Source organism: Agrobacterium larrymoorei (assembly GCF_005145045.1).
Lineage (GTDB): Bacteria > Pseudomonadota > Alphaproteobacteria > Rhizobiales > Rhizobiaceae > Agrobacterium > Agrobacterium larrymoorei.
This window is the reverse complement of sequence record NZ_CP039693.1, coordinates 275015-301062: the sequence shown is the minus strand read 5'-3', so window position 1 is coordinate 301062 and position 26048 is coordinate 275015. Positions and strand designations below refer to the sequence as shown.

Below are 26048 nucleotides of genomic sequence, written 5' to 3'. Positions count from 1 at the left end.
TCTCTGATTTTCTGCGTTGCTACAAGGGCCAAGCTACGTTTATGACAGTTTTATGACAGCGCTTTCGCGCTTGGTGTTAAGGCAGGGCAAGCCAATGATGAGTATTTTTAGAAAACTGATGCCTCGTGAAGACAAGTTCTTCGACATGTTTCGCGAGCATTCGAAGACCGTGGTAGAGGCTGCCGAAGCCTTGCAGAACCTTCTGAACGGCATCGAAGTAGAGAAGAACTGCGAGCGTATCGTGGCACTCGAAGACCGCGCGGACAATATCACCCGTGACGTTCTTCTGGCTGTTCGCCGCAGCTTCATCACCCCGTTCGACCGGGGCGATATCAAGGATCTCATCCAGTCCATGGATGACGCAATCGACATGATGCACAAGACGGTCAAGACCATAAGGCTGTTCGAACAAACGAGCTTCGACTCGCTGATGCGGCAGATGGGCGAGGAAGTGGTGAGAGCCGCGCATCTCGTAGCAGCCGCCGTTCCGCTTCTCGACAAGGTCGGAGCCAATGCGCAGCAGCTAAGCTCCATCGCGGAAGAGGTGACACGCGTCGAAGGTCGCTCCGACGAGCTGCACGATCAGGGTCTCAAAGACCTGTTCCGCAGACACGGCGCTTCCGGCAATGCGATGGCCTATATAATCGGCAGCGAAATCTATGGCGAACTCGAGAAGGTCGTCGACCGCTTCGAGGATGTCGCCAACGAAATCAGCGGCATTGTGATCGAGAACGTTTGATGGACGCGACACTCGCTTTTCCGCTGCTGGCCGCGCTTATCGGCGTTGCGCTGTTTTTTGACTTTCTGAACGGACTGCACGACGCCGCGAATTCGATTGCGACCATCGTCTCGACACGCGTTTTGCGCCCGCAATATGCCGTTGCCTGGGCAGCCTTTTTCAACTTCATCGCCTTCATGTTCTTCGGTCTTCACGTGGCGGAAACACTGGGAACGGGCATCATCGATCCCGGCATCGTGTCGCCCGCCGTGATCTTTGCAGCGCTGATGGGCGCGATCATCTGGAACATCGTGACGTGGGCTTTCGGCATACCTTCGAGCTCTTCCCACGCGCTTGTCGGCGGGCTGATCGGCGCGGGCATGGCCAAAGTCGGCTTTTCGTCCATCGTCTGGAGCGGCTTTCTGAAAACCGCAGGCGCCATCGTCATGTCACCGGCAATCGGCTTCTTTCTGGCGCTGGTGCTGGTCCTTGCCGTGTCATGGATATTCGTGCGCCAGACGCCGTTTGCCGTCGACCGCACGTTCCGCATCATGCAGTTCGTTTCCGCATCGCTCTATTCGCTCGGCCATGGAGGCAACGATGCGCAAAAGACGATGGGCATCATTGCCGTTCTTCTGTTCAGCCAAGGCTATCTCGGATCGGAATTCTACGTGCCCTTCTGGGTGGTGATTACCTGCCAGTCGGCCATGGCGCTCGGTACGTTGTTCGGCGGATGGCGGATCGTCCACACCATGGGCTCGAAGATAACGCGACTTAATCCCATGCAGGGTTTCTGCGCAGAAACCGGCGGGGCGCTGACGCTGTTCGGAGCAACATGGCTCGGAATCCCTGTTTCGACCACGCACACGATCACGGGCGCCATCATCGGCGTTGGCGCTGCGCGTCGTATGTCCGCCGTCCGCTGGGGTCTTGCGGGTAACATCGTGATCGCATGGATCGTCACCATGCCAGCGGCGGCGCTTATCTCTTATCTAACCTACAGCGCAGTATCGCTGTTCAACTGAGGCTAGCCTTCCAAAGCCCCGGCACGCCGGGGCTTTTTCGCTTTTACTCCGCAGCCACTGCCAGCGTCCGGGAACGGGCGTTGACGATCAGCGACGCCTCGCCGATGGCCTGACGCACGCGGGCGCTGATGGCGGGGGAGAGTTCACCTTCCACGAAATCGCGGCCCGTGGCGTAGATTGCCGTTGGCGTAACGAAGGCTTCGAAAAAGGCAAATAACGGTCGGAGCTGATGTTCGACCACAAGTGAATGGCGGTCTCCGCCGCCGGTTGCGGTCAAAACGATAGGCTTGCCGCGAAGATCGGCAGGATCGAGAAGGTCGATGACGTGTTTGAAGAGGCCGGTGTAGCTGCCCTTATAGGTGGGGGAGCCGATGACGAGCGCTTCTGCATCGATGATCGTTTGCACCACGCGGCGTGCATGGGCATCGAGATCAGCGACAGAGCGGGCCGAGGAGAGGGATGATCCTAAATCCTCGATATCGAAAACCCGATGCTCCAGCCCAACCTCGCGCGCAAGCGTCTCACTGACGCTTTCAACGAAACGTTTCGTGCTTGAAGGGCGTGTCGTGTTACCGGAAAAGCCGACAATCAGATTGTTGCTCATTGAAAATCCTTTCGGTGATATCGGATGGAAGCGAAGCTTAGCCGCGCTTCAAGCGGTTTTGCGGATCGACAGATTGAGCGCGTGCGCGGCTTCGCTTTCCTTCCGGTTCCAGCGGTCAAACGCCGCGCGACCGAGAATAGCAACGGACGTATCCTCCTGCGGCGCGTGGACGAGAACGGACTGGACATCGCGGAAGTGGCGCTCAATTCCAAGATCGGCGTTAAGGCCGGGATTGCCGATGCCTCTGACGGCGATCTGAACGGCTTCGCGTATCTGCCGTCCTGCAAGCAGCCTTGCGCGGATTACCCGCTCGGCATCGCTCAGATCGCCATCCAGCGCTCCGAAGATGATCTGGCGAGCGCCGGACACGAGGAGATCGATTTCCCCGGAAAGCGAGACGAAACGCTCGGTTTTTGCGATAGGGTGACCGAGATTTGCGGGTATACGTTCATGGGCAAAACGAATGAATGCCTCCTGCGCGGCCTCCGCCGCGCCGAGATAGATCGCGGTCAGGGCGAGGTTGATGGCGGCGTGGCTGCGATTATCCTGGTGGGCGACCGAGGGGTCGACCAATTCCAGCACATGTTCGGCGGGGATTTCGACATCGGTAAACTCCACGTCATGCGATCCGGTCGCCCGCATCCCGAGACTTTTCCAGTTCTCGATGATGGTAATGCCCGGCAAGCCGTTCGGAACGACGAAGGTTCCGACGCGAGACTGAATTTCATCCGTATGAGCCCAGACGAGAAAATGCGTGACGCCATGAGCCCCGGTCACGAAACGCTTCCTGCCTGAAATTGCCCAACCATTCGCAGTTCGACGCGCGCGTGTTGCAGGCAGGCCGCCGCGCGCAGGCGAACCAAGCTCGGGCTCCACGCGTGCCGCATTCAAAAGCAGGGGCTTGGCCCTGGCCTGCAACAGAAGCTCGCGGTAAAGCTCTTCCGGCCAATGCCCTTTTGCGGCTTGGCCGAGGTGATTGAAGATCGTCATGGCGCTGATCAGCGCAACAGAAGGATCTCCGCGTCCGAGCGCTGCGAGAATATGCGCAGCCGTGCTGAGTGTTCCGCCTGAACCACCATAGCGGGTCGCGACCGTGCTTTCGAGGAGACCCGCCTGATGGACAGCGCGAATACCGGCCCAGGGAAACTGACCGGTCTGATCCGCCTCCGGCGCAGCCTCGGCGACTACACGCACGGCAGCTTCAAGTGCAGTAGGATCATAGGACATAAGTTTACGGCCTTCCTGATGGCGGTGCGGCATATTCGCTTTTTCGATTGAGAGACTGCCCGGCCTCATGCCGGGCACTGAGGATCAGGCGGCGGCCTTCCTCTTCGCCTCTTCGCGTTCACGAATGCCCTCACGCACGAGAGGCAGGACGTAGCGACCATAATCGACGGCGTCGTTGAAATTGTCATAGCCTCGGATCGAGATCAGGTCGCAACCGAGATCGATATAATCGAGGATGGAGTCGGCAATGGTGCGAGGCGATCCGACAAGTGCGGTCGTTGCGCCGCTGGCATTCGTGGCCGTCACAGTCGGGTACCAAAGCGCGCGGTCATGGACGTCTCCGCGCTTTGCGATGTCGAGAAGCCGTTGCGAGCCGACATTGGCTGGTGCCGCCGCATTGATTGGCGCGCGAGACAGGCCTTTCTGGCGGTTCGCGTTCAACTGGTCGAGAACGCGATGCGCTTTCTCCCAGGCAAGTTCATCGGTTTCCGCAACGATTGGGCGGAAGGTCACCCAGATGCGAGGGCGATCCGTTCGACCTGCCTTTGCCGCTTCCGCATAGATGCGGTCGATCTGTTCCTTGGTTTCCTTGAGCGGCTCGCCCCAGAGGCCGAAAATATCGCAGAGCGAACCGCCGATGCGGTAGGCGGCATCGGAAGATCCGCCAAGTGAAATCGGGATCAGGCCATTAGTTGGTCGCACCGCACTGTGGAACTGTTTGAACTGGTAGTATTTGCCGTCGAAATCGAAGGGCTCGGTCGATGACCATGCCAGGCGCAGAATACGGATATATTCTTCCTGCCGTTCGTAACGCTCTTCCTTATTGAGAAAATCACCCTCGCGCGCCTGCTCATCGTCGCTGCCGCCCGCGATGAAGTGAACCACGACACGCCCGCCGCTCAACTGGTCCAGTGTCGCAAGCGATTTCGCCGCAACCGTGGGATAAACCGTGTTGGGACGCAGCGCGACGATGATCTTGATATTTCTGGTATGCGCCAGAACCGTTGCGCCGAGCGTGAACGGATCGAAGGAGGCGGAAGAGTAGGGGATGAGGGTGTAATTGAAGCCGTAATCATCCAGCGCGCGTGAGTAGCGCTGCAAAAACAGCGGATCGACCGGAGCATCCGGGATCGGGTTCAAATCATTGGAAGCGTTGGGAAAACTGACGCTGATGAATTCCGCAGCCATGAAAGCTTCCTAGGGTGTTTCTGAAATCGTTTAGTTGAAGCTACGGCCTGGGCGGGGAATGAGGAAGACAGGTCTTTCTTTTTCTATTGAATATGTAGAAAATATTGCCCGTCTGCCCTTTCCGATTGAAATCGGGAAGCCTTCTGCGGGGAGGCGGGGCCTTTAACCCCGCCATAGCATCATGCGCTTTCCGTATCGGGAACGCGTTGCAGCTTCGGCGTAGCTGATTGAACCTGAGCCAAGCCTGACGGGATTGATGCCAGCAATGCCGCTGTGTAGTCGTGCTTTGGGTTGGCGAAGATATCCGTCACGCTGCCGTGTTCGACAATGCGACCCCGCTGCATGACGGAGACGGTATGTGCAAGCTGGCGCACCAATGCGAGATCATGGGAGACGAAGACATAGGTGAGACCGAGTTTCGCCTGCAGAGACAACAGCACGTCGACGATATCTGCCTGAACGCTCACATCCAATGCGGAAGTGGGCTCGTCCAGAACGATGACATCCGGTTTCAGAACCAGCGCCCGCGCAATTGCCACGCGCTGGCGTTGTCCGCCCGAAAGCGCGGACGGCTTGCGTTGCAGCAGATGCTCGCTCAGACCGACATTGGCAATAGCTTCCTTCACGGCATTCATCCGCTCCGCAGGTGTTCCGATCCTGAACCTGTCGAGAGGTTCGCGAATGAGCTGCTCGACCTTCCACGCAGGATCGAGCGAGGTGAAAGGGTTTTGATAAACGAGTTGCAGGTGCCGCCAGACGGAGCGAAGCGACGCACGGCTCCTGCTCGTTACGGTGTCTCCGCCAACGTCGATTGTGCCAGCCTCCGGTTCTTCCAAACCCAGCAACAGGCGGATTGTCGTTGTCTTGCCCGAACCGGATTCGCCGACCAATGCGTGTGTCGTGCCAGCGGCGACGTCAAAGGAAATATCATCTACCGCCGTCAATATCTTGCCATCGACGGCAAAACGCTTGGTGACGCCGCTCACCTTAATCTTTGGCGATGCCGGGTCGGCAGTACGGTTGAAGCCAGTATCTCGAAGTTTGGCGTAACGGTTCGGATTAAGTGCCGGGACATCGCCATGCAGCTTCCGGGCGTAGGGCGAGGAGGGTGATGAGAAGACCGATGACGTGCGCCCAGCCTCCTGAACGGAGCCGTTCTTGAGCACGACCAGACTGTCGGCACGTTCCGCAGCAATAGCGAGATCATGCGTGATCAGCAGCAGGCTGATGTCCAACTCTTCCTGTAACCGCGACAAAAGATCCAGAATGCGCTTCTGGATGGTTACGTCGAGAGCGGATGTGGGCTCGTCTGCCACCAGAAGGGCTGGACGAGGCAGGATCGCGAGCGCAATCAACACGCGCTGCAACATGCCACCAGAGAGTTGATGCGGATAGGAATCGAACACGCGTTGCGGATTGTCGAGACCAACCTTGGCAAAGGTTTCGAGAATGAGCGCCTTCTGGAGCGCAGGGCTGGCCTCATCGGTCAGTGCCGCGGCCTCCAGCGCTTGCGAGCCGATGTTACGGACAGGGTTGAGGGAATTTCCCGGATCCTGCGGGACGAAACCGATATCCCGACCGCGATATGGCCTGAAGCGTCGTTCCGACAGGCCGAGAAGCTCCTGCTCGTTGAAAACGACCTGACCGCTCGCCGCCGCTCCATTGGGAAGCAGCCGCAAGACGGCCTTGGCGATGGTGGATTTTCCCGAACCGGATTCGCCGATCAGCGCAAGGCTTTCGCCGCGCCCGATCTCGAACCCGACATTATGGACCACCTCTTGCCGACCATAGGAAACGGCAAGATTCTGCACCGTCAGCAGCGGAACTGCTGGTTGGGGTGACGGAGCCTGGAACTCTTCGAGAGCGGGCGCTTTTTTCAGTGCGATTTGCGAAGCCATCGGCTGATCCTGTTGACAGAGAGGACGGTCACGATCGTTACGAGCGCGGGTGCGTAAACAAGCCAGGGCCATTTCAAATAGTCCTTGCCGATAGAGATCAGCAGGCCCCAGTCGGAGGACGGCGGCGGGTCGCCATAGCCAAGAAAGGCAAGGCCTGCGATGACGAGAATGGACTCGCCGAACTGCAGCACCGCCAGTGGAAGCATCGAGCGCGATGCATTGGGCAGAACGTGCCTCAGCACGATAAAGCTGCGTGAGCCGCCGAGCAGGAACGACGCCTCCACGAATGTCGCCTGCCGCGTCTTGATGACTTCGGCGCGCGCAACGCGGGCGAAGAAGGCAATGGCAGAAATGCCCGTTGCGATGGCTGCATTGATAGTTTCGAAGCCGATTGCCGTCACGATGATGACGGCGAGCAGGAATTTCGGGATCGACAGCAGCACATCGACAAGGCGAGCGAAGACGACATCGACCCAGCCGCCGAAAAATCCGGCGAGAAGTCCGATCAGGCCACCGATTACCACGCCGATCACGACGGCGACCAGCGCGCTCGATACCGACGAGGACGTTCCGTAGACGACCCTCGTATAGAGATCGCGTCCAAGATGATCCGTACCGAACCAGTGCGAAAGACTTGGCCCAAGCAGCTTGACAGCCGGAACGCCGCTGACCGGGCTGTGGCCGGTGAAGAACTGCGGCGCAATCGACCACGCAATGACGATGGCGATGACCAAAAAAGACAGGACGACGGTTGGCGTAAGGTTGAACGACCTGAATTTTTCGACGCGGCTGCCGATGGAAACGGGGTTGGAAATAAGGCTCATGATTTCGCTCCTGTTTCCAGTCCCAGTGGCGCGTCATCGACAACAAATTGCCGACGCTTTCGCCCCACCAGTAATTTCACGCGTGGATCGAGCAGCGGATAGAGGAGATCGGCAATGAGATTGACCACCACGAAGATGACGGCTCCGAGAGACACGATGGCCTGAAGAACCGGCAAGTCCTGCGTGCTGACGGAGCGCTGCACCAGACTGCCGATCCCCGTGCGTCCGAAAACGGTCTCGGTGATCAGGGAATTGCCCAGCAGCTCCCCCACGGTCAGCGCGATGACGGTAACGACCGGAAGCGAGGCAGGCTTCAACAAATGCTTGGTGAACAGTTTTCTTGGGCCGATCCCCCGGCTGCGCGCCACCGCCGCGTAATCCTGCTCCGCCTCATGATCGAGATTGGCAATCAGGACTTCTGCAATCTGCGCCGAAAAAGGAATGCCGATGGTGATGGCGGCAAAGAAGGTGGCCCAGAAGCTGTCCGGTTCGATTACTCGAAACAGCCTGAGCTGAAAGCCGAAAAGATGGATGAGGAAGAGGCCGATGACGAAATTCGGCGTCGAGAGGAAGAGCGATGGGAAGGCTCGAAGCAGCCCCTGCCCATATTTCTTCGGCACCACCTGCGTTCCGTAGGCAACCGCGAAGGCCAGTAAGAGCGCGACCGTGAGGCCGGATGCAGCAAGGATGAGCGTCGATGGCAAGACTTCGGCAATCAATGTCGCAACCGGTCGGTTGGAGCGCATCGACATGCCGAGATCGCCGGTGAGGAACGCGGACAGCGAATGCCAGAGCTGCACGATGATCGGCTGGTCCAGCCCCTGCGCCGCTATGATTTCGGCGATTTCCTGTTCGGTAAAGCCGTTCTGAGGGTTGCGCAGCACGCTGGTTATCGGGTCGCCAGGCAGAATGCTGACGACCACGAAGGTAAAGACATAGGCCAGAAGGATGACGACGAGCGCCTGGCCGAGCCGCTTTGCGGCGTAGGTTAGGTAGGCATTGCTCATGCCGTCACCTCCTTGATGCGGTTCAAATCCTATTCGGCGAGGTAGGCGGTGTAGTAGCTGGCATAGGCCACGCCGTTATAGACCTCGCCTTTCAGGTTCGGAGACTGGACATAGATGCGCTGGACGATCTGTGTGCGTGGGATGAAGTAGCCTTGCTCCAGCACGTATTTCTGCAAATCATCCAGAAGCGGCTTCCGGTCTTCAATCGAGCCAGCACTGGCTATTGTATCGCGCAGCCCGTTCAGCGTGGCATCGCGGTCATCCAGCGCAAACCAGTTTTCACCGTTATTGGCATTGGTGAGGATACCTGCGACGGTGCCCGCATCGATGAAACTGCGCGTAACGTCATAGACCGGCACTGTCGGGCTGCCATATTTCACCTTTTCGCCGAACGTTACGACGTCGTAAGCGCGGATCACTGTTTTCCAGCCGATCTTGGCGAGCTGTTGGGAAATGAGCTCATCTATCGCCTTGGATGTTGCGAGATAGGGCGTTGAATGAAGCGTCAGTTCAAGCGTCTTGCCGTCCTTGCTTCGGAAGCCATCTGCGCCTTTCTTCCAGCCTGCCTCGTCCAGAAGCTTTTCAGCCTTATCCGGATTGTAAGCGAGAAGATCGCTATGATCCGTTGCTCCCGGAACATTGCTCTGGATAAACGAGGTCGGAAATTTCCAATCGGGCGTGTAAACCGTATCGATGATTTCCTGACGGTTGATGCCGGATTGAAGGGCCTGACGGACCTTGACATCGTCATAGGGCGGCAGCTTGGTGTTGACGGCCCAGCCGTTGACAAAACCGAGATAGCGCGGCGTGGCAATGGTAAAGCCTTCTTCCTTCAGCGATTTCAGTTCCTGAGGAGAGGCGTTGTAGGCAACGTCTGCCTGACCCGACTGGACGGAAGCAACGCGCAGCGAAGGCTCCGTCACGAGCTTATAGGTGATGGTATCGAGATAGGCGGGGCCGGTGTGGCCGACTGCCTCTGGACCCCAATTGTAGTCCTTACGCTTGACGAGGGTAACGTGATCGCCTTCCTTCCAGGATTCGACCACATAGGGACCACTGCCCGCCGTCTTGCCCAGATCAGCCTGCACGCTGGCTGGCTGCGCCAGTGTCTTCGGCGAAATCAGGATGGAGCCGTGATACCCAAGCGTCGGGATGAAGCCGAGTGTCGGCTTCTTGAAATAGACCTTTACGGTCGTGGCATCGATGGCTTCGGCACGGTCATAGGTCTTCGGGAAAAGACCGATGGGGTTGATGCCTTCGTTCTTGCGGCCCGCATACCAGATGTCGAGATTGGCAACTACCGCTTTCGCATCCAGCGGCTCGCCATCGGAGAAGGTCACGCCGTTCTTGAGGTGAAGGGTGAATTCCGTCGCGGTATCGTTCTGCTCCCACTTCTGCGCAATCCATGGGCTGACCTTACCTTCGGCGTCCACATAAAGCAGCTTATCCGCGACATGGCCCCAGATGTGCCCTTGGAAGCTGGAGATCGCGCTGTTGTTCGGTATCCAGTTATCGCCGAGGGAATCGATCAGAAATGTGATGTCGCCACCCTCACGAGGGGTATCTGCGGCTTCGGCAGTCAGCGGCGCTGTCGTGGAGAAGAAGAGGGCCGCAGAGGCTGCAATGGAGGCGGTGAGCAGCAGCTGGCGCCGGGAAAAAATCAGGGAAGAGAGACGTCTTGTCATAATGTCGTCCTGAGAGAAAATCGAATGAATTGAGTGGCTTCGTCCTGTGCCTTCAAGGCGCGCGGCAGCGCTCACCCGAAGGCATGTCGGGTGGTGTCGAAAGCCTGTTGATGTCGGAGATGGGGCGCTGTGGCGGCTGGCGAAATTAGCCTGTTTCGCCAAGGCGTGAAGCGCGCCCGCTTCTACACAATCCGGTCATGGCGCAGTCCCCCTGCTGTGTGATGTTCATCTTGCCAATAACCTAGCAGCCATGTTCAAGAGAGAAAGACTGGTTGTTCTTTTTCTATGGAATTAGGGGATTATTTTATCGCCTAATTCGCTGCAATTTGGATTGGTGTTTCAGCAGCCTTTACTTCGACACCCTCGGGGACGGAAAAGCGCGGGGCATCGACATATGGCTCTTACCGCTTGAGGGTACGGCGCAGACCTGCATTAGATGCTGCGCCATATTGGTGCTCGGTCAAGCCGCGAGTTTCTCGCCCTTGAGGTGGCGCTCAAGGAAAGGCAGGCTGTCCTGGCCCCAGTAGAGTTCGTCCTCGTAGCGATAGGTCGGCACTCCGAAAACACCAGCAGCCTTCGCGGCCTCGTAGTTCTCCTTGCGCAGTGCCTCGATACGCTCACCCTGCGCTTGCTCGTCCAATGCTGCGCCGTCGAGACCGGCGGCATTTGCTATCGAGCGGCGAACGTCCTTGTTGCCGATGTCCTCACCGCGCACCCAGAAGGCTTCCTGAAGCGCCAGCGTCAGCTTGAGCCAGTCCGCGCCCGCTTCTATGGCCGCCAGCACCAACGCGCCGGCTGGTGCTGGATCAGAGAGATTTGCGCGATTTCCGAAGTTGAAAGCCTTGCCGCGCAGAGCGGCCCAACGCTTCAAATCCTTTGTCCAATAAGCACGCCGCACTTCGGGGCGATTGCGCGAATATATGCCGCCATTTTCTTCAATCAGAGGAATGACATAGGGCTTTATCGTCATATCGTGCCGATGTGCCAGGGCAGCAAAGGGTTCGAGGCCGATAAAGGCGTAAGGAGAGCCGATGCTGAAGAAGTAATCGATCGTCTTTGTCATCTATGGATACTTTCAGTTTGCTGGGTTGACCGAAGTGGCTGTATCGAAAACGGATAGGGCGCAATCGCGCGCGATGAGAACAGCGTCCGGGTCTCGCCCGACCGCAACCGTGGCGAGAGCGCCTTCATAGAGAAGGGCCAGATGGGCAGCCACGAGCTCTGACGCGATGCCTGCCCTCGCAAGAATAGAAACGAAGACATCTCTCACCATTGCCTTATGCGTGCGCGCGACGGACGCGACCTTTTCGGAGTCTCCATGCTCGGCAACCGCCAAGGCGAAGGCACAGCCACGAAAATCTGGACTGTCGGCCTTCTCGTAGAGCCGTTCGAAGATCAATTGTATCTGGTGGCGAGTGGAGGTCTGGGCCGAGATCACATCTTGCAGCGACTGGATGACACGCTCATGCCGCGCCTCCAAATAGGCTGCAACGAGATGATCCTTAGAGGGGAAATGCCGGTAGAGAGTGGCCTTGGCGACTTTCGCCTCGTCAATGATCCGGTCGATCCCGACGGCTCGGATGCCTTCGCGATAGAACAATGCTCCCGCAGCAGAAAGAATGTGGTCCGATATGGCTTCTCTCATTTCGAAGCGCCCGATGCAGCAACGAAATCCGCTATCGCGGACAGAGCGAGAGGTGATGTGAAAGCACCATTCCTGGCCAATTCTCCAGCTAGGCTCTGGACGCCGATATTGTAAGGTGTCGCCACACCATGCAGGCGCCCGAGAAGAACGATTTCACCATTCAGAAAATCGACCTCGCTTGAAGCGCCGCGCGTGAAACTCTGCCATGTCGATTGCTGGCCGGGCGAAATTCCACTGTCCGGTGCAATATGCCAGCCGCTGATATCTATGCGTCGCTCCGAAGGTGACGCAGAGGCGTAACCTGCCGCCTCCAGCGCCTGCCTTGCCTCATCGACAAGCGTCGCGCTAAGCCTTTCCCGCAAATTGTCGGCGCCCTCGAAAAGCTCAAGCACGTTGCGAACATTATGAAGCAACTTCGCTGCCTTCCAGCGACGAATGTCATCCGTCGCTTCAGCAAGATAATTCGCGGTGCTGAGATCGGCTGCGATCCGCTCGCTCGTTTCATCGCGCCCATGCGGGAAACGCCCCACCGTCACGATGCCCAGTTGCGGTTCCCCGCCGACAACGACAGTACCCGTTTCCGTGAAGCGCGCGGGTGTCAGAATGCTTGCGCCATACACCTTCGCGAAGGTTCGAAGAGCGGCGGCCTCTGTCGCAAGACCATTCTGAAACGTGACGATTGGGAGGGTCGTCGCGGCGGTGGCACCTGATCCTGAAACGCTCTGCCAGGACCAGAAGGCGAGCGCGCTTGCTGCATCCTGCGACTTGACCGTCAGAAGCAGGATATCGTCGGGACGCAATTGCGGAGGCTCGGAAACATCGAAAACGTCCAAGGAAACCTGACGCGTGCCGCTTGGTCGCTGAAACGTCAGGCCATTCTGCCTGATATGCGCGATTTGCGCGCCGCGCCCTACCAGAACATGGTCTATACCAGAGAACTGAAACTGGGCTGCCAGGCTCGCGCCGACTGCACCAGCCCCGATAATGACGTAACGCGGCATGTGTTGTTTCTCGCCTTCATTCGGTGATTTGCATGTGATGATCGAAGCACAGGCTTCGCTGATCTGGGTCATCCTACGGCGGCAGCAGAGCCACGAGGAAGACCGGTCATTCTATTTCTACGTAATTTGTAGAAAATTATTCGCCTGCGTCACATTGGGGAGGTGCTGGAGAGCGGGACTTATCGGGCAGATACAGGAAGGGGCAGATTTGACTGCCCCTTTGTCATTCCCGATCCGCAAAATCACTCCGGCTTCTTTTCCGCATGCCCGCCGAAGGCGAAGCGCATGGCGGACAGGAGTTTGTCGGCATAGGCGGATTGCCCCTGCGAGGTGAAGCGGCTGAAGAGGGCGGATGAAAGGATGGGGGCCGGAACGCCGGTGTCTATGGCGGCCTTCAGTGTCCAGCGCCCTTCGCCCGAATCCGATACGCGACCATCGAACTGGTTCAGATCCGCGTCTTTCTTCAAAGCCTCCGCGGTCAGATCGAGAAGCCAGGAGTCGATAACGCTGCCATGGCGCCACACTTCTGAGACTGCTGCCAGATCGATATCGAACTGGAAATATTGCGGGTGTTTGAGTGGCGACGTTTCCGCGTCGATGGTACGTTTTTCTTTGCCCGCATTCGCGGCGCGCAGAATGTTCAGTCCCTCGGCATAAGCCGCCATCACACCATATTCGATGCCGTTATGGACCATTTTGACGAAGTGGCCTGCACCGCTTGGGCCGCAATGCAGATAACCGCGCTCCGCAGTCGATGCCTGTGTTGAAGTGGCGTTGTCGGCACCGGGCGCGAGGCTGGCCAAAATCGGGTCGAGATGGCGCACTGCATCGTCCGGGCCGCCGATCATGAGGCAGTAGCCGCGCTCCAGCCCCCAGACACCACCGCTTGTGCCGACATCGACAAAGCTGATTTTCTTCTCCGAAAGCCGTGCGGCGATATCGACCGCGTCCTCGTAATGAGAATTACCGCCATCGATGATGATGTCGCCGGGCTCAAGCAGTGCCGCGATCTCTTCGACAACCTTGCCGGTGATTGCGGCAGGCAACATCAGCCAGACGCAGGCAGGCTTGGACAGTTTGCCGATGAATTCCTGCAAGGATTGCGCGCCCGAAGCACCGTCGGATGCAAGAGCGCCGACTGCCGAGGGGTTCACGTCATAAACGACGCACTCATGCCCATCCTTCATGAGCCTGCGGACCATATTGGCCCCCATTCGACCCAATCCCATCATGCCAAGCTGCATTTGCGAAATCCTTTCACTGGACAATTTTCACGCGGTAGCAATGTTGCTCGCCGAATGGATCAAAAGCCGATGTGACCGGGAGGTTCCGGTTTTGCCAAACGGTGAGCTTCACTAAAACTCTTGATCGCATCCGTTTGACGACAACACTCCCGACATGCGGCTAAAATTTGTTGACGATACAGCCCTGAACCAACCATTTTCGGTGCGGATTTTAGAGTTATTTCGAAAACAATTATATGCAATTACGAGTTCAGCCCGAAGTCGTTCGGAAACTGCTGGTATGCGCTCGTTGTTCCCGCGTTAATCACGACGCTCGAAGCTTCCGCTGTTCCGCCCTCATAGGCAGGTTATTTCATGCATTCTTAATTGAGCAAGTTCTTAGCTCGCTTCTGAATAACGGAAGCAATCATGTCTGCAATCGCCTACTGCCTGGCCTACCAGCACAATCTATGGCTCGTCCTTCTGGCGGGGGCTTTGTGCTTTTTGTCTAACCTCGGCTCCATGCTTTTCCTGCGTGCCGCCGGGCGTTCGATCTCGTATCAGCGCTGGACATGGATTTGCGTCATGGGGTTTGCAGGTGGCTTCGGCATCTGGTCGACGCATTTCGTTGCCATGCTGGCCTATGATCCGGGTATTGTCGTCGGCTATGATCGTGATCTGACGCTGCTTTCGCTTGCAGTGGCGTTCGCCTCGACATTCACAGCTGGCGCCGTCATTCTGGTGTTGCCGCGCAGCCAAGGAACGATTGCCGCAGGCCTCATCTTCGGCTTCGGCGTGGCCTCCATGCACTTCGTCGGCATGGCGGGTATGGAAGTTCCGGGCGAGCTCGTCTGGGACCGCAATCTCGTCATCGCATCGCTGACCATTTCCTGGATTGCCGCCACCATCGGTTTTTCCATTTCGAATACGATCGTCCTGTCCGACAAGCGCATCGTCACTGCGGCATCCTTTCTCTCTCTTGGCATCGTTCTGATGCACTTCACCGCCATGGGCGCGTTGACGCTCTCGCCGGGCATCAATCCGGTGGCGCATCAGGGGCTATCGAAGTCCTTCCTGCTCATCATGATCATGCTGGTATCGCTGTCATTTCTGGCATCGGGCATTTCAGCCGTCACGATTGCGGTGCGCGCTGCGCGCAAGGCGCTCGCATCCGAAGCCAATTTCGACGTTCTGGTACGCGGCGTAACCGATTATGCGATCTACATGCTGGACCCAACCGGCGTTGTCACCAACTGGAATGCAGGTGCCGAACGGTTCAAGGGCTACAAAGCCAGCGAAATCATCGGCAGCAATTTCTCCATTTTCTATTCGCAGGAGGACCAGAAAAACGGCCTTCCTGAACATGCCCTGCATCTTGCGCGCAAGAATGGCCGCTTCGAAGCAGAAGGGCTGCGCTATCGCAAGGACGGATCGTCCTTTTACGCCAACGTCCTCATTCAACCGGTCTATGACGACAAGGGCCATCAACTCGGCTTTGCCAAGATTACCCGCGACATCACCGAACAGAAGGCCGACCGCGACCGGATCGTTGCGGTCACGCGCAACCTCGATCTGGCGCTTGAAAACATGATTCAGGGCATCTGCCTGTTCGATGCCAATGAGAAGCTCATTCTCTCGAACCAGCGCTACCGGTCGCTCTTCAGCTTCGATGACGAGTTTCTCAAACCCGGCGTCAGCTACTGGGAAATCGTGCGTCGCGGTTACGAGATTGCGCTTCCTGACGATCCCGGTTTCGAAGAACGGGCGAGGGCGCACTATCGCAAGCATATCGAAGCCATTCGCTCCGGCCAGAATAGCCTCATCCATAAAATGGATGGCGATCATTCTATACTGGCGAATTTCAACCTCGTGGTAGATGGCGGCTGGGTCGCGACCTTCGAGGACATTACCGACCGCATTCGCTCGGAAGAGCATATCGCCTTCCTTGCCAAGCATGACAGCCTGACGAAGCTGCCCAATCGCTCCGCCCTGAACGACTTTCTGGACTACGAGGTTTCCGTTGCGACCCGCAACAACGGGCATGTGGCGGTGATCGGCGTCGATCTGAACAAGTTCAAGATGATCAACGACCAGATCGGCCATCATGTAGGCGATAAGGTTCTGGTCGAGCTTGCCACACGCTTGAGCAAGCTTTTGAAGCAGAACGAAATGGTCGCGCGTGTCGGCGGCGATGAGTTTGCGGCAATCAAGCGCTATACGGATATTTCGGAAGTGCAGGATTTTGCCGAACGTCTGTCCGAGGCTTTGAGCATTCCCGTTACCCTCGATCACCACAAGCTGACGACCGGAGCAAGCATCGGCGTTGCACTCTTCCCGGAAGATGGCGATGCGCCGGATGTGCTGCTGGCCAATGCCGATCTTGCCATGTATCGCTCCAAAAACAGCCTGACCCAGAAGATCTGCTTCTATGACGGCAACATGGATGAGCTTGCCCGGGACCGGGCGAAGCTTGCCAAGGATCTCTGGCTCGGCATCGAGAACAACGAATTCCATCTGCATTATCAGGTGCAGAAATCGGTTCTCACGGGTCGCATCACCGGTTATGAAGTGCTGTTGCGCTGGCATCATCCCGAACGCGGAAACGTCTCGCCGGTCGATTTTATCGGTGTCGCAGAAGAATGCGGTGCAATCCTTCCAATCGGTGAATGGGTTCTGCGCCAGGCATGCCATGAGGCGGCATCTTGGCCGAACGACCTGAAGGTCGCGGTCAATCTCTCTCCGGTCCAGATCGCTCATGCAGATACGGTGTCCCTCGTCATTTCCGTTCTCAAGGAAACCGGCCTCGATCCGCGAAGGCTCGAGCTGGAAATCACCGAGAACTCCATCATCGTCGACAAGCAGCGGGCGATGAACGCGCTCAACCTCATCAAGGCGCTAGGCGTATCGATTGCCATCGATGATTTCGGCACCGGTTATTCTTCGCTCGAACTGTTGCGCAGTTTCCCCTTCGACAAGATCAAGCTCGACCGCAGCTTCATGGTGGAGTTGCAGGAAAGCGATGAGGCCAGAGCGATGGTGCGCGCCATTCTCTCGCTCGGCCAGGGGCTGCGCATTCCCGTGCTTGCCGAAGGTGTGGAGACGAACGAGCAGCTGGATATCCTGCGCACGGAGGGATGTCAGGAAGCGCAGGGTTATCTCCTCGGGCGGCCCATGCCCATGGCGCAACAGGCTTTGGCGCAGGTCGCCTGATCCTTTAAAACCGGATCTAAAAACAGGATTGTGACCACTCCCCGGTGGAGGGCGGCTTGCCTGTGTCGCAACAATCATCACAATTTAGCTTCGCAGCACATGCTCATGTTCGGCAGGACCGATGAAGCACGTCAGAATGGCAAAGAACGTTAAGTCCATTTGCCACCGCTGTTTTTCGCCCTGGCATGTTGATCGGGCGGCATCCGAAATGCCTCCAGTCCATCTTCCGCCCACGCAATTCGACCAGGGATACGTTGACAGATGTCATAAGACGTCATATCTCTTTATCAAATTGGTCAGCGGCGGGTTTGAGGAACCGACGCGTATTGGGAGGAGTCACAGCGACCATGATCAAACGTAGCCTAGCCGCGCTTATTTTAAGCTCAACCGTTCTATTTCAGCCAGTTCACGCTGAAACACCGCCTACCATGCTGGTGGTCGGATTTTCGATGAATAACATCCTGACGCTCGATCCCGCCGCCATCACCGGCAAGGAAAGCGTCCAGGTTCTGGCAAACATATATGACAACTTGGTGGGACTGAACCCGACCAAGCGGGGACAGCTGGACCCGCAGCTCGCGGAAAGCTGGACGGTTTCGGATGACGGATCGGCCATCACATTCAAACTGCGCGATGGCGCGAACTTCGCTTCCGGCAATCCGGTAACATCCGCCGATGTCATCTGGTCGCTGAAGCGTGTGATGAAGCTCAATCTGGCTCAGGCCTCCTTCCTGAAAACCCACGGCTTCACCGCTGCCAATGCGGATGCGAGTTTCACCGCGCCCGATGAAAAGACTGTCGTCGTGACCCTGCCGAAAGAGGTCGATCCGCAGATCGTCATCCAGACGCTCGGCATCGTCGGCCCGGGCTCGGTCCTCGACATGAAGGCCGTCATGGAGCATGACAAGAACGGCGATCTCGGTAGCGCCTGGCTTACCAACAACTCCGCCGGTTCCGGCCCCTTCACTCTTGCCCAGTGGCAATCCAACGAGCGTGTGACGCTGGACCAGAACAAGAATTACTGGGGCGAGAAGCCGGCCATGCGTCGCATCATGATGCGCCACCTTGCCGAATCCCAGAGCCAGCGCCTGATGCTGCAAAAAGGTGATATCGACATCGCATTTTCGATGTCGGCGGCTGATCTCAAGTCGCTTGAAGGCAACAAGGACGTTAAGGTCCAAACGAATGCCGGTAGTGGCTTCTATTATCTTGCGGTGTCGATGAAGGATGAGCGTTTCCAGAAGCCGAAGGTGAGGGAAGCACTTCGCTATCTGATCGACTATCAGGGCCTGAACGATAGCGTCATGCCCTATTTCGGCAAGCTGCGTGACCGTCCGCTGCCATCCGGCGTCTTCGGCGCGCTTCCGAATGCGGGATATAAGCTCGATGTCGAGAAGGCGAAGGCTCTTCTGGCTGAAGCGGGTTACCCGAACGGTTTCTCCACGACGCTGCGCGCCATTTCCGATGTTCCCTTCATGAGCCTTGCCACTGCCATTCAGGCAACGCTTGCCCAGGGCGGCATCAAGGCGGAAATCATCACCGGTTCCGGCGATCAGATCTACGGCGCGATGCGCGAGAGAAAATATGAACTCGTCGTCGGTCGCGGCGGCGGCGGCCAGTTGCCGCACCCGGATTCCAACCTGCGTGCCATCGTCTACAATCCCAACAATGCGGATGAAGCGAAGCTGACGAACTTCCAAGGGTGGCGCACGTCTTTCTACGATCAGAAGATCAACACCATGATCGATGATGCTCTCGTCGAAACCGACAAGAACAAGCAGGTCAAGGATTACGAGGACATCCAGCGCTATTACGAAGAGGTCGTTCCGGCGATCCAGCCGTTCTCCGAAGTGATCGACAGCGTCGGCTACCGCGCCGACATCAAGGGGCTGGAGCTCAACCCGTCCTGGTCGACGCAGCTGCGCACCGTCACCAAAAAACGATAGTTCAAGGCGCCGCCTTGCAAGCCTGTAGCGCTTGCAGGGCGGGTTACATATTCCGAGGAAGCCAATGACAACTGAGCGTTTCAGCGCATTCGTGCGCCAGGCCGGAACGGTCCTTGCGACCCTGATCGGTTTGCTCATCCTGACCTTCTGTATCGGTCGGTTGATGCCGGTCGATCCGGTCAGAGCAATCGTGGGGGAAGAGGCCGATCAGGCAACCTACAACATGGTTGCCGAACGGATCGGCGCAAACCTGCCGCTCTGGGAGCAGTTCACCCGCTATGTCGGCGATCTGTTGCATGGCGACTTCGGCACCTCGATCCGAACCGGCCAGCCCGTGCTCAACGACATCCTGCATGTCATGCCCGCAACGATCGAGCTTGCCACCTTCGCCATTCTGTTCGGTGCGGGTCTCGGCATTCCTCTCGGAATCCTCGCAGCCGTGCGTCGTAACAGCGCTGTAGACCACACGATCCGCTTCGCAACCCTGATCGGCCATTCGATGCCGATTTTCTGGACGGGCATGATCGGCCTGATCATCTTCTATGCCGTGCTTGATCTGGTGGGCGGCGGTGGACGTGTCTCGGATTATTATGTCGGTCTGGTACCGGATACGACCGGTTTCCTTCTGATCGACTCCCTGCTTGCCGGCGATATGGAAGTCTTCTGGGACGCCGTGAACCACCTCGTTCTGCCGGCCAGCATCCTCGGCTACTCGTCGCTTGCCTATATCACGCGCATGACCCGCAGCTTCATGCTGGACCAGCTCAACCAGGAATACGTCACCACGGCGCGGGTGAAGGGCCTGTCGAAAAGCCGGACCATCTGGCACCACGCCTTTGCAAATATCCGCGTTCAGCTCGTCACAGTCGTCGTTCTTGCCTATGGTACGCTGCTGGAAGGTGCGGTCCTTATTGAGACTGTGTTTTCATGGCCGGGCTTCGGTCAGTACATGACCAACAACATGCTCATCGGCGACATGAATGCCGTCATGACCTGCGTTCTTCTGGTCGGTGTCATCTTCATCGCACTGAACCTGCTGTCGGATGCGCTTTACAAAATCTTCGATCCGAGGACGCGTTGATATGGCCACCCATTCTCCATCCGTTCAATATTCCGCACCAGGCGCTTCGCGCTCACGGTTCAAAGCAACGGCGAAGCGGGCAGGTTCGCTGATCGGCGAATTGATGGAAAGCCCGACATCGGCTTTCGGCGTCATCGTCATTTCGATCCTGCTGCTGACGGCACTGCTGGCGCCGCTGCTGGCGCCGTTCGATCCGAATGTGGTCAATCTGTCCGCCACCTTGCAGCCGCCAAGTGCCACGCACTGGTTCGGCACCGACGAGCTTGGCCGCGATATTCTTAGCCGCATCATCTACGGAACCCGCATCAGCCTGACCATCATCACCATCGTATCGGTCGTCGTCGGGCCCATCGGCCTGCTGGTCGGAACGACTGCCGGTTACTTCGGTGGCTGGTACGATACGTTGATGATGCGGATCACTGATATTTTCCTGTCCTTCCCAAGCCTCATCCTTTCGCTGGCCTTCGTTGCTGCCCTTGGTGCCGGCCTGGAAAATGCGATCATTGCCATCGGGCTTACGACATGGCCGCCGATTGCGCGTCTTGCCCGTGCAGAGACGCTGACCTTCCGCAGTGCCGACTACATCTCAGCCTCGCGCATGCAGGGAGCGTCATCGCTGCGCATCATCATCAAATCGATCATGCCCATGTGTCTGCCTTCGGTTCTCGTGCGCGTAACGCTGTCCATGGCCACCGTCATCCTGACTGCCGCAGGCCTCGGCTTCCTCGGTCTTGGTGCACAGCCGCCGCTTCCCGAGTGGGGCGCGATGATTGCGACGGGCCGACGTTACATGCTGGACAATTGGTGGCTGGTCGCCTTCCCGGGCGGCGCCATCCTCATCGTCAGCCTTGCCTTCAACCTGTTGGGCGATGGTCTGCGCGACGTGCTCGACCCGAAACAGCACTAGGAGACCGATGATGGAAACCGCAACACCTCTGCTCAAGGTCGATCAGCTTCGTGTCAGCTACCGCACCGGCAAAAGCTACAAGGATGTGGTCAAGGGCGTCTCCTTCGACCTCGGTCGTGAAAGGCTCGGCATCGTCGGTGAATCCGGCTCCGGCAAATCCACGATTGGACGTGCTCTCCTGAAGCTTCTCCCAACGGCGAAGATCGAGGCCGATGAGATGAGCTTCGGCGATACGGATCTTCTGTCTGCAAGCGAAAAGCAGATGCTGCAAATCCGTGGGCGGCGCATTTCGATGATCCTGCAGGACCCGAAATTTTCGCTCAACCCGGTGCACCGCGTCGGCGATCAGATCGCGGAAGCGTACCGCGTGCACACCAATGCCTCCCGCGACGTTGCCAAGCGCAAAACCATCGAAATGCTGGAAGCCGTGCAAATCCGTGATCCTGAGCGCGTCTATTCGCTTTATCCTCACGAGGTTTCAGGTGGCATGGGCCAGCGCATCATGATTGCGATGATGCTGATCCCCGAGCCTCAGATCATCATTGCCGACGAGCCGACATCCGCGCTCGACGTGACCGTGCGCATGCAGGTTCTCAACATCCTGAACCAACTCGTCACGGAGAAGGGCCTCGGACTGATCATGATCAGCCACGACCTCAATCTGGTTCGCAATTTCTGCGACCGCGTTCTCGTGATGCGCCACGGTGAAGTTGTCGAGGAATGTTTGGCGCGCGATCTCAGAAACTGCACGCACCCCTACACCAAGGGCCTGCTTGCGGCGCAGCCTCACATTGGCGGCAATCGCGGGCCGCTGCCTGTGCTCAACCGCGAAACGCAGAGCGCTTAAGATGAGGGACAAGAGCATGAAGGCCATCGAGGTTCGCGACCTATCCATCGATCTGGGCTATGGACCGGCCAAAAAGAGGATTCTCGGCGATGTGAGCTTTTCCGTCGAAGCGGGCGAATCCTTCGGCCTCATCGGCGAATCCGGTTCCGGCAAGTCCACGATCCTGCGCTGCATGGCGCGCCTGCTCAACACCTGGGAAGGTGCAATCGATCTCGAGGGAAGGGCGATTGCGGACATTCCCTTCAGCGAATATTGCCGCCTGGTGCAGATGGTGTTTCAGGACCCCTATGGCTCGCTTCACCCGCGCCAGTCCATCCGCACCGCATTACAGGAGCCGCTGCGCATTCACCGCATGGATCGACAGATCGAGCGTATGGAGCAGGCTCTGATCGATGTCGGCCTTCCGCCGGACTTCCTCACGCGCTACCCACACGAGCTTTCGGGCGGCCAGAGACAGCGCGTGGCGATTGCCCGCGCTCTTATTCTGGAGCCGAAGTTTTTGCTGCTCGATGAACCGACCTCGGCCCTCGATGTCTCGGTTCAGGCTGAAGTGCTGAACCTGCTTGCTGATCTGCGCCCGAAGCGTGGCCTAACCTATCTCTTCGTGTCGCATGATCTTGCGGTCATCGACCATATGTGCGAACGCCTGGCTGTGATGCAGCATGGCAAAGTCGTTGAAGTCATGGACCGCGAGGTCTTGACAACCGGAAACGCCAAGGACCCATATGCTCGTCAATTGATACAGGCGAGCCTGGAGTATGATCAAGCCGTCTGAGGATTGGACGGAAGCGCTGGAGATGCCCGATGACGATAGAGTTGGACAAGCCGGTTACGCCATCTGCCCGCCGGGAAACCCTGTCGTCGCAGGTGGTGAGGGTCATCGAAGAGCGCATCAAAAACGGCGAATATGCGCGCGGCGCAAAGCTGCCGACGGAAAAGGCGCTGATCGATGAACTCGCGGTCAGCCGCACGGTCGTCCGCGAGGCGATTGCCAATCTTCGCGCAAGTGGGCTCGTCTCCATCCATCACGGTATCGGAGTCTTCGTGCGTGAAGACGCAGGCGTGAAGCCCTTTAGGTTGGGCGATGAGAATCTGGCTTTGGTCGGCAATCTGGTCAAAGGGTTGGAACTTCGCATTGGCATCGAATCCGAGGCGGCGGCACTTGCCGCAGAGCGTCGACGTCAGGAAGACATCGATGCCATGGCCGCTGCCTGCGATGCCATGGATGCGGCAATCCGCGTCGTCAGCCGCGACACACAGGCGGATTTCGACTTTCACCGCGCCGTCGCGACAGCGAGCCAGAACGAGCATTTCTTTGAGATTTTCAACTATCTCGGTGAGACGCTGATGCCGCGCATGCGGCTTTCCACCAATGCGGTAGATGACGAGGCGCTGTCCCTGCATCTCGCCCGCGTCAATCAGGAACACCGCGCCATTCTCCATGCCATCGAGGCGGGTGACGTTGAGATTGCCCGCGCAGCCATGCGCAAACATCTCGGTGAGAGCCGCAACAGAATGATTTCCCGCATGGCATCGAGGGCATGAATGATCGACAGCGAAAATCTCTCCAGCCTTGCCATCCGGTTGCGAGACAATCTGTCGTTTCCCTGGAACTTCAATCCGGCAGCGGAAGACTTTACCGTATGGAAAGCGCGCACGCGGCAGACTGTCGTCGATGCGCTCGGCATTCAGACGATCTCTCCTGCCACGGCTTCGATGGTGGGTCACTGGGACGCGGACGGCTATACGGGGCAAGAACTTGAACTGGGTTTTTCGAATGGAGAGACCACGCGCGCTTATATTCTGAAGCCCAAAACGGAAATGAAAACACCCGCAGCCGTACTCTTCCACGATCATGGCTCCCTATTCTCCATCGGAAAGGAGAAGCTGATCAGGCGCCGGGATGAACCGGAACAGGTGGCAAAAGCCTCGGATTCCTGGGCCGACAGGCTCTATGGCGGACGCCATATTGGCAACGAGCTTGCCTGGCGCGGTTACACCGTGATCTGCGCCGATGCGCTTGGCTGGGGCAGCCAGGAAGGAAACGGTTACGAGGCACAGCAGGCCCTTGCTGCCAATCTTATGCAATTCGGCATTTCCTACGCCTCCGTCATCCTTCGCGAAGATCTTGAGTGCCTTGCTTGGCTGTCCAATCTGCCGACTGTCGATGCCGACAGGGTAGCGGTGATCGGATACTCGATGGGAGGATCGCGGGCCTGGCAGGCTTCGGCACTTTCTGATCATGCGACACTCTGCATCGCGGGCGGCTGGATGGGGACTTTGGCAGGCTTGATGCAGCCCGGAAACAATCAGCTGCGAGGCCAATCGGCATTCTCAATGCTGCATCCGCAGATCGCAGGCAAGCTCGACTATCCACATTTCGCAGCGCTCGGCGCACCCAAACCGACGCTGATCTTCAGCGGCGAGGACGACCGGCATTTTCCAAAGGCGACTGCCAATGCTGCCCAGCAGCAGCTGCGAGCAATCTGGAAATCTGCGGGCAGCAGTGCACTCGAAACGAAAATCTGGCCCGGTTCGGCCCACGCCTTTTCTGTTGAACAGCAGGACCACGCTTTCAATTGGCTTGAGCAGGCGCTGAAATAGAGGCAAGCGCCGCCGACTTGCCTCCCAGCACTTTTCAACATGTCCCGAAATCATCTGAGCCCGATCTTTGAGACCGGGCTCAGTGTCACAACCCTATTCAGACAGTGACCAGATTTGCGTTGATGAAGTCGAAATTGATATCTTCGCCAAGGCCCGGCTTGTCCGAAATATGGACGAAGCCATCCTGATCCATAGGATCGACAAGGCCATTCAGATATTCGAAGCCGTCATCATATTCGAGGAACGGGTGCAGCAGTCCGCGCTCGTACCACTTCGCATTCTTGGTGCAGGCCGCGATGATGAGGTTCGGTGCGCCATTGCCATGGATTTCGCAGTTCATGCCGAAGGACTCGGCAAGATGCATGCATTTCATCGCCGGGCTGATGCCGCCTACATCATGAACGCCGGTGCGAAGAATATCGCAGGCCTTCGACGTGATCCACTCCGCGCGGCTAAAATGCTTGCCGCCAGCACTTTCGGGACCCAGAACCGGGATATCGAGATTCTCTGCAAGCCAGGCGTAGGAGAGGGCGCTGTCCTCATCCATCGGTTCCTCGATCCAGGCGAAGTCAAGCTTTTGAAGGCCTCGTCCGAGTTCCAGGGCTTCCGTGCGGGTATACCAATGGAAGGCATCGATCATGAGATCGATATCGGGACCGACCGCCTCGCGAACAGCGGCGCACGCCTTCAGGTCCATCTTAACGTCGGGCGCCCAGGAAACCGGCGGCATCCATGTGTGAAGCTTGATGCCCTTGTAACCGCGCGCAACCAGCTTTTCGGCAAAACGCCCGTAATCCTCTGGCGTCGCCAGCCCGTTTTCCAGTTCGTCACCGCACATGATCGAGCCATAGGCAGGAATTTTGTCGCGGTAGCTTCCGATCAGCTTGTGCACGGGCATGTTGAGCTTGCGACCGGCAAGATCCCAAAGCGCGCAGTCTACGATTGCCAATGCACGGTCCGTCAGCTGCATGGCGCTGCCACGCTGCCAGTGGGCGAGATCCTGCCACAGCCGTTCCCGCGCGAACGGATCTTCGCCGATCAGAACCTTCTTGACGAACTTTTCGATGACATGCGGACGGATGACTTCCGGCGGGGCAAAGCAATAACCTTCAGTACCGTCATCTGCGACGATGGTCAGCAGACCCATATTCACCTTATGCGGAGGGCCGGGGTGTGCGTGCCCTGCGGTATCCTGATGTCTGCGGGTCGTATGGGAAAACACGCGCACATGAACGTCTACAATCTTCAAGAACTTTCTCCTCACACTCTCTGCGACATCCTTATGTCGGTCGCCGGTATTCGCGATGGCAGGCTTGACGCCTACCTCAACTCATCAGTCATCATACCTCTTAGATCATATAACAAACAATTGGAAGTGCGGTCTTCTTCGCGAACGCATATTTCGGAG

At 57.7% G+C, this 26048-nt stretch carries 22 protein-coding genes; 10 read left to right on the top strand and 12 right to left on the bottom strand.

The features are described 5' to 3' along the window. Window positions 1-94 precede the first annotated feature (94 nt). Both CFBP5473_RS22510 and CFBP5473_RS22505 read left to right on the top strand, forming a co-directional pair. Window positions 95-739: a DUF47 domain-containing protein gene (locus CFBP5473_RS22510; RefSeq protein ID WP_027674915.1), complete on the top strand. Its 645-nt coding sequence runs from the start codon at window positions 95-97 to the stop codon at window positions 737-739. Further along, window positions 739-1743 (top strand): inorganic phosphate transporter, encoded by a 1005-nt coding sequence (locus CFBP5473_RS22505; RefSeq protein ID WP_027674914.1) that lies wholly within the window; start codon window positions 739-741, stop codon window positions 1741-1743. Before CFBP5473_RS22510 ends, CFBP5473_RS22505 begins: the two co-directional genes overlap by 1 nt. A gap of 43 nt (window positions 1744-1786) precedes the next feature. On the opposite strand, the gene msuE is transcribed toward CFBP5473_RS22505, so the two are convergent. The 11 genes from msuE to gnd all read right to left on the bottom strand — a co-directional run bounded on the left by msuE (window position 1787) and on the right by gnd (window position 14066). Continuing rightward, on the bottom strand, window positions 1787-2347 hold the full coding sequence (gene msuE / locus CFBP5473_RS22500) for an FMN reductase (RefSeq protein ID WP_027674913.1): 561 nt from the start codon (window positions 2345-2347) through the stop codon (window positions 1787-1789). A 48-nt stretch (window positions 2348-2395) separates the two neighbouring features. Then, on the bottom strand, window positions 2396-3574 hold the full coding sequence (locus tag CFBP5473_RS22495) for an acyl-CoA dehydrogenase family protein (protein ID WP_027674912.1): 1179 nt from the start codon (window positions 3572-3574) through the stop codon (window positions 2396-2398). An 84-nt stretch (window positions 3575-3658) separates the two neighbouring features. After that, complete coding sequence (locus tag CFBP5473_RS22490) at window positions 3659-4762, bottom strand: LLM class flavin-dependent oxidoreductase (RefSeq protein WP_027674911.1); 1104 nt, start codon at window positions 4760-4762, stop codon at window positions 3659-3661. Window positions 4763-4941: 179 nt separating this feature from the next. Further along, the gene (locus CFBP5473_RS22485; RefSeq protein ID WP_027674910.1) at window positions 4942-6660 is read right to left on the bottom strand and encodes an ABC transporter ATP-binding protein; all 1719 of its coding nucleotides are present in this window, start codon (window positions 6658-6660) and stop codon (window positions 4942-4944) included. Beyond that, the gene (locus CFBP5473_RS22480) at window positions 6639-7484 is read right to left on the bottom strand and encodes an ABC transporter permease (RefSeq protein ID WP_027674909.1); all 846 of its coding nucleotides are present in this window, start codon (window positions 7482-7484) and stop codon (window positions 6639-6641) included. Before CFBP5473_RS22480 ends, CFBP5473_RS22485 begins: the two co-directional genes overlap by 22 nt. Beyond that, complete coding sequence (locus CFBP5473_RS22475) at window positions 7481-8491, bottom strand: ABC transporter permease (RefSeq protein ID WP_027674908.1); 1011 nt, start codon at window positions 8489-8491, stop codon at window positions 7481-7483. The genes CFBP5473_RS22480 and CFBP5473_RS22475 overlap by 4 nt, the downstream gene beginning before the upstream one ends. A 29-nt stretch (window positions 8492-8520) precedes the next feature. Then, on the bottom strand, window positions 8521-10176 hold the full coding sequence (locus CFBP5473_RS22470; protein ID WP_027674907.1) for an ABC transporter substrate-binding protein: 1656 nt from the start codon (window positions 10174-10176) through the stop codon (window positions 8521-8523). Window positions 10177-10636: 460 nt separating this feature from the next. Beyond that, window positions 10637-11239 carry a 2-hydroxychromene-2-carboxylate isomerase gene (locus tag CFBP5473_RS22465; protein ID WP_027674906.1) on the bottom strand — a complete coding sequence of 201 codons (603 nt, stop codon included), beginning with the start codon at window positions 11237-11239 and terminating at the stop codon, window positions 10637-10639. Window positions 11240-11251: 12 nt separating this feature from the next. Beyond that, window positions 11252-11821 (bottom strand): TetR/AcrR family transcriptional regulator, encoded by a 570-nt coding sequence (locus CFBP5473_RS22460; protein WP_027674905.1) that lies wholly within the window; start codon window positions 11819-11821, stop codon window positions 11252-11254. Continuing rightward, window positions 11818-12822, bottom strand: a complete 1005-nt coding sequence (locus tag CFBP5473_RS22455) for a ketopantoate reductase family protein (protein ID WP_027674904.1) — start codon at window positions 12820-12822, stop codon at window positions 11818-11820. Before CFBP5473_RS22455 ends, CFBP5473_RS22460 begins: the two co-directional genes overlap by 4 nt. A gap of 242 nt (window positions 12823-13064) precedes the next feature. Further along, entirely contained in the window at window positions 13065-14066 is a 1002-nt protein-coding gene (gene gnd, locus CFBP5473_RS22450; RefSeq protein ID WP_027674903.1) for a phosphogluconate dehydrogenase (NAD(+)-dependent, decarboxylating), read from the bottom strand. A gap of 408 nt (window positions 14067-14474) precedes the next feature. Here gnd and CFBP5473_RS22445 point away from each other — a divergent pair, with 408 nt between their 5' ends. The 8 genes from CFBP5473_RS22445 to CFBP5473_RS22410 all read left to right on the top strand — a co-directional run bounded on the left by CFBP5473_RS22445 (window position 14475) and on the right by CFBP5473_RS22410 (window position 24640). Then, window positions 14475-17255 carry a bifunctional diguanylate cyclase/phosphodiesterase gene (locus CFBP5473_RS22445; protein WP_027674902.1) on the top strand — a complete coding sequence of 927 codons (2781 nt, stop codon included), beginning with the start codon at window positions 14475-14477 and terminating at the stop codon, window positions 17253-17255. A gap of 347 nt (window positions 17256-17602) precedes the next feature. Further along, entirely contained in the window at window positions 17603-19201 is a 1599-nt protein-coding gene (locus tag CFBP5473_RS22440; protein ID WP_037170876.1) for an ABC transporter substrate-binding protein, read from the top strand. Between the two features lie 64 nt (window positions 19202-19265). Then, window positions 19266-20282, top strand: a complete 1017-nt coding sequence (locus CFBP5473_RS22435; protein ID WP_027674900.1) for an ABC transporter permease — start codon at window positions 19266-19268, stop codon at window positions 20280-20282. A 103-nt stretch (window positions 20283-20385) separates the two neighbouring features. Next, window positions 20386-21189 carry an ABC transporter permease gene (locus CFBP5473_RS22430; protein ID WP_234881922.1) on the top strand — a complete coding sequence of 268 codons (804 nt, stop codon included), beginning with the start codon at window positions 20386-20388 and terminating at the stop codon, window positions 21187-21189. A 7-nt stretch (window positions 21190-21196) separates the two neighbouring features. After that, complete coding sequence (locus CFBP5473_RS22425; protein WP_234881896.1) at window positions 21197-22036, top strand: ABC transporter ATP-binding protein; 840 nt, start codon at window positions 21197-21199, stop codon at window positions 22034-22036. Window positions 22037-22052: 16 nt separating this feature from the next. Then, on the top strand, window positions 22053-22811 hold the full coding sequence (locus CFBP5473_RS22420) for an ABC transporter ATP-binding protein (protein WP_027674897.1): 759 nt from the start codon (window positions 22053-22055) through the stop codon (window positions 22809-22811). Window positions 22812-22840: 29 nt separating this feature from the next. Continuing rightward, window positions 22841-23581 (top strand): FadR/GntR family transcriptional regulator, encoded by a 741-nt coding sequence (locus CFBP5473_RS22415; protein ID WP_037170875.1) that lies wholly within the window; start codon window positions 22841-22843, stop codon window positions 23579-23581. Next, the gene (locus CFBP5473_RS22410; protein ID WP_027674895.1) at window positions 23582-24640 is read left to right on the top strand and encodes a dienelactone hydrolase family protein; all 1059 of its coding nucleotides are present in this window, start codon (window positions 23582-23584) and stop codon (window positions 24638-24640) included. It begins immediately after the preceding gene. Between the two features lie 97 nt (window positions 24641-24737). Here CFBP5473_RS22410 and CFBP5473_RS22405 read toward each other — a convergent pair whose 3' ends face one another. Next, window positions 24738-25889, bottom strand: coding sequence for a mandelate racemase family protein (locus CFBP5473_RS22405; RefSeq protein ID WP_027674894.1), 1152 nt, complete (start codon window positions 25887-25889; stop codon window positions 24738-24740). Window positions 25890-26048: the final 159 nt, after the last annotated feature.

Excerpts from the sequence above, each read along its gene's own strand:
- CFBP5473_RS22415 (WP_037170875.1), top strand. The coding sequence starts at position 22,841 with ATGACGATAGAGTTGGACAAGCCGGTTACGCCATCTGCCCGCCGGGAA.
- CFBP5473_RS22420 (WP_027674897.1), top strand. The coding sequence starts at position 22,053 with ATGAAGGCCATCGAGGTTCGCGACCTATCCATCGATCTGGGCTATGGA.
- CFBP5473_RS22440 (WP_037170876.1), top strand. The coding sequence starts at position 17,603 with ATGATCAAACGTAGCCTAGCCGCGCTTATTTTAAGCTCAACCGTTCTA.
- msuE (WP_027674913.1), bottom strand. The coding sequence starts at position 2,347 with ATGAGCAACAATCTGATTGTCGGCTTTTCCGGTAACACGACACGCCCT.
- CFBP5473_RS22460 (WP_027674905.1), bottom strand. The coding sequence starts at position 11,821 with ATGAGAGAAGCCATATCGGACCACATTCTTTCTGCTGCGGGAGCATTG.
- CFBP5473_RS22485 (WP_027674910.1), bottom strand. The coding sequence starts at position 6,660 with ATGGCTTCGCAAATCGCACTGAAAAAAGCGCCCGCTCTCGAAGAGTTC.
- CFBP5473_RS22495 (WP_027674912.1), bottom strand. The coding sequence starts at position 3,574 with ATGTCCTATGATCCTACTGCACTTGAAGCTGCCGTGCGTGTAGTCGCC.
- CFBP5473_RS22430 (WP_234881922.1), top strand. The coding sequence starts at position 20,386 with ATGGAAAGCCCGACATCGGCTTTCGGCGTCATCGTCATTTCGATCCTG.
- gnd (WP_027674903.1), bottom strand. The coding sequence starts at position 14,066 with ATGCAGCTTGGCATGATGGGATTGGGTCGAATGGGGGCCAATATGGTC.
- CFBP5473_RS22505 (WP_027674914.1), top strand. The coding sequence starts at position 739 with ATGGACGCGACACTCGCTTTTCCGCTGCTGGCCGCGCTTATCGGCGTT.
- CFBP5473_RS22510 (WP_027674915.1), top strand. The coding sequence starts at position 95 with ATGATGAGTATTTTTAGAAAACTGATGCCTCGTGAAGACAAGTTCTTC.
- CFBP5473_RS22490 (WP_027674911.1), bottom strand. The coding sequence starts at position 4,762 with ATGGCTGCGGAATTCATCAGCGTCAGTTTTCCCAACGCTTCCAATGAT.
- CFBP5473_RS22480 (WP_027674909.1), bottom strand. The coding sequence starts at position 7,484 with ATGAGCCTTATTTCCAACCCCGTTTCCATCGGCAGCCGCGTCGAAAAA.
- CFBP5473_RS22425 (WP_234881896.1), top strand. The coding sequence starts at position 21,197 with ATGATGGAAACCGCAACACCTCTGCTCAAGGTCGATCAGCTTCGTGTC.
- CFBP5473_RS22410 (WP_027674895.1), top strand. The coding sequence starts at position 23,582 with ATGATCGACAGCGAAAATCTCTCCAGCCTTGCCATCCGGTTGCGAGAC.
- CFBP5473_RS22435 (WP_027674900.1), top strand. The coding sequence starts at position 19,266 with ATGACAACTGAGCGTTTCAGCGCATTCGTGCGCCAGGCCGGAACGGTC.
- CFBP5473_RS22465 (WP_027674906.1), bottom strand. The coding sequence starts at position 11,239 with ATGACAAAGACGATCGATTACTTCTTCAGCATCGGCTCTCCTTACGCC.
- CFBP5473_RS22445 (WP_027674902.1), top strand. The coding sequence starts at position 14,475 with ATGTCTGCAATCGCCTACTGCCTGGCCTACCAGCACAATCTATGGCTC.
- CFBP5473_RS22455 (WP_027674904.1), bottom strand. The coding sequence starts at position 12,822 with ATGCCGCGTTACGTCATTATCGGGGCTGGTGCAGTCGGCGCGAGCCTG.
- CFBP5473_RS22470 (WP_027674907.1), bottom strand. The coding sequence starts at position 10,176 with ATGACAAGACGTCTCTCTTCCCTGATTTTTTCCCGGCGCCAGCTGCTG.
- CFBP5473_RS22475 (WP_027674908.1), bottom strand. The coding sequence starts at position 8,491 with ATGAGCAATGCCTACCTAACCTACGCCGCAAAGCGGCTCGGCCAGGCG.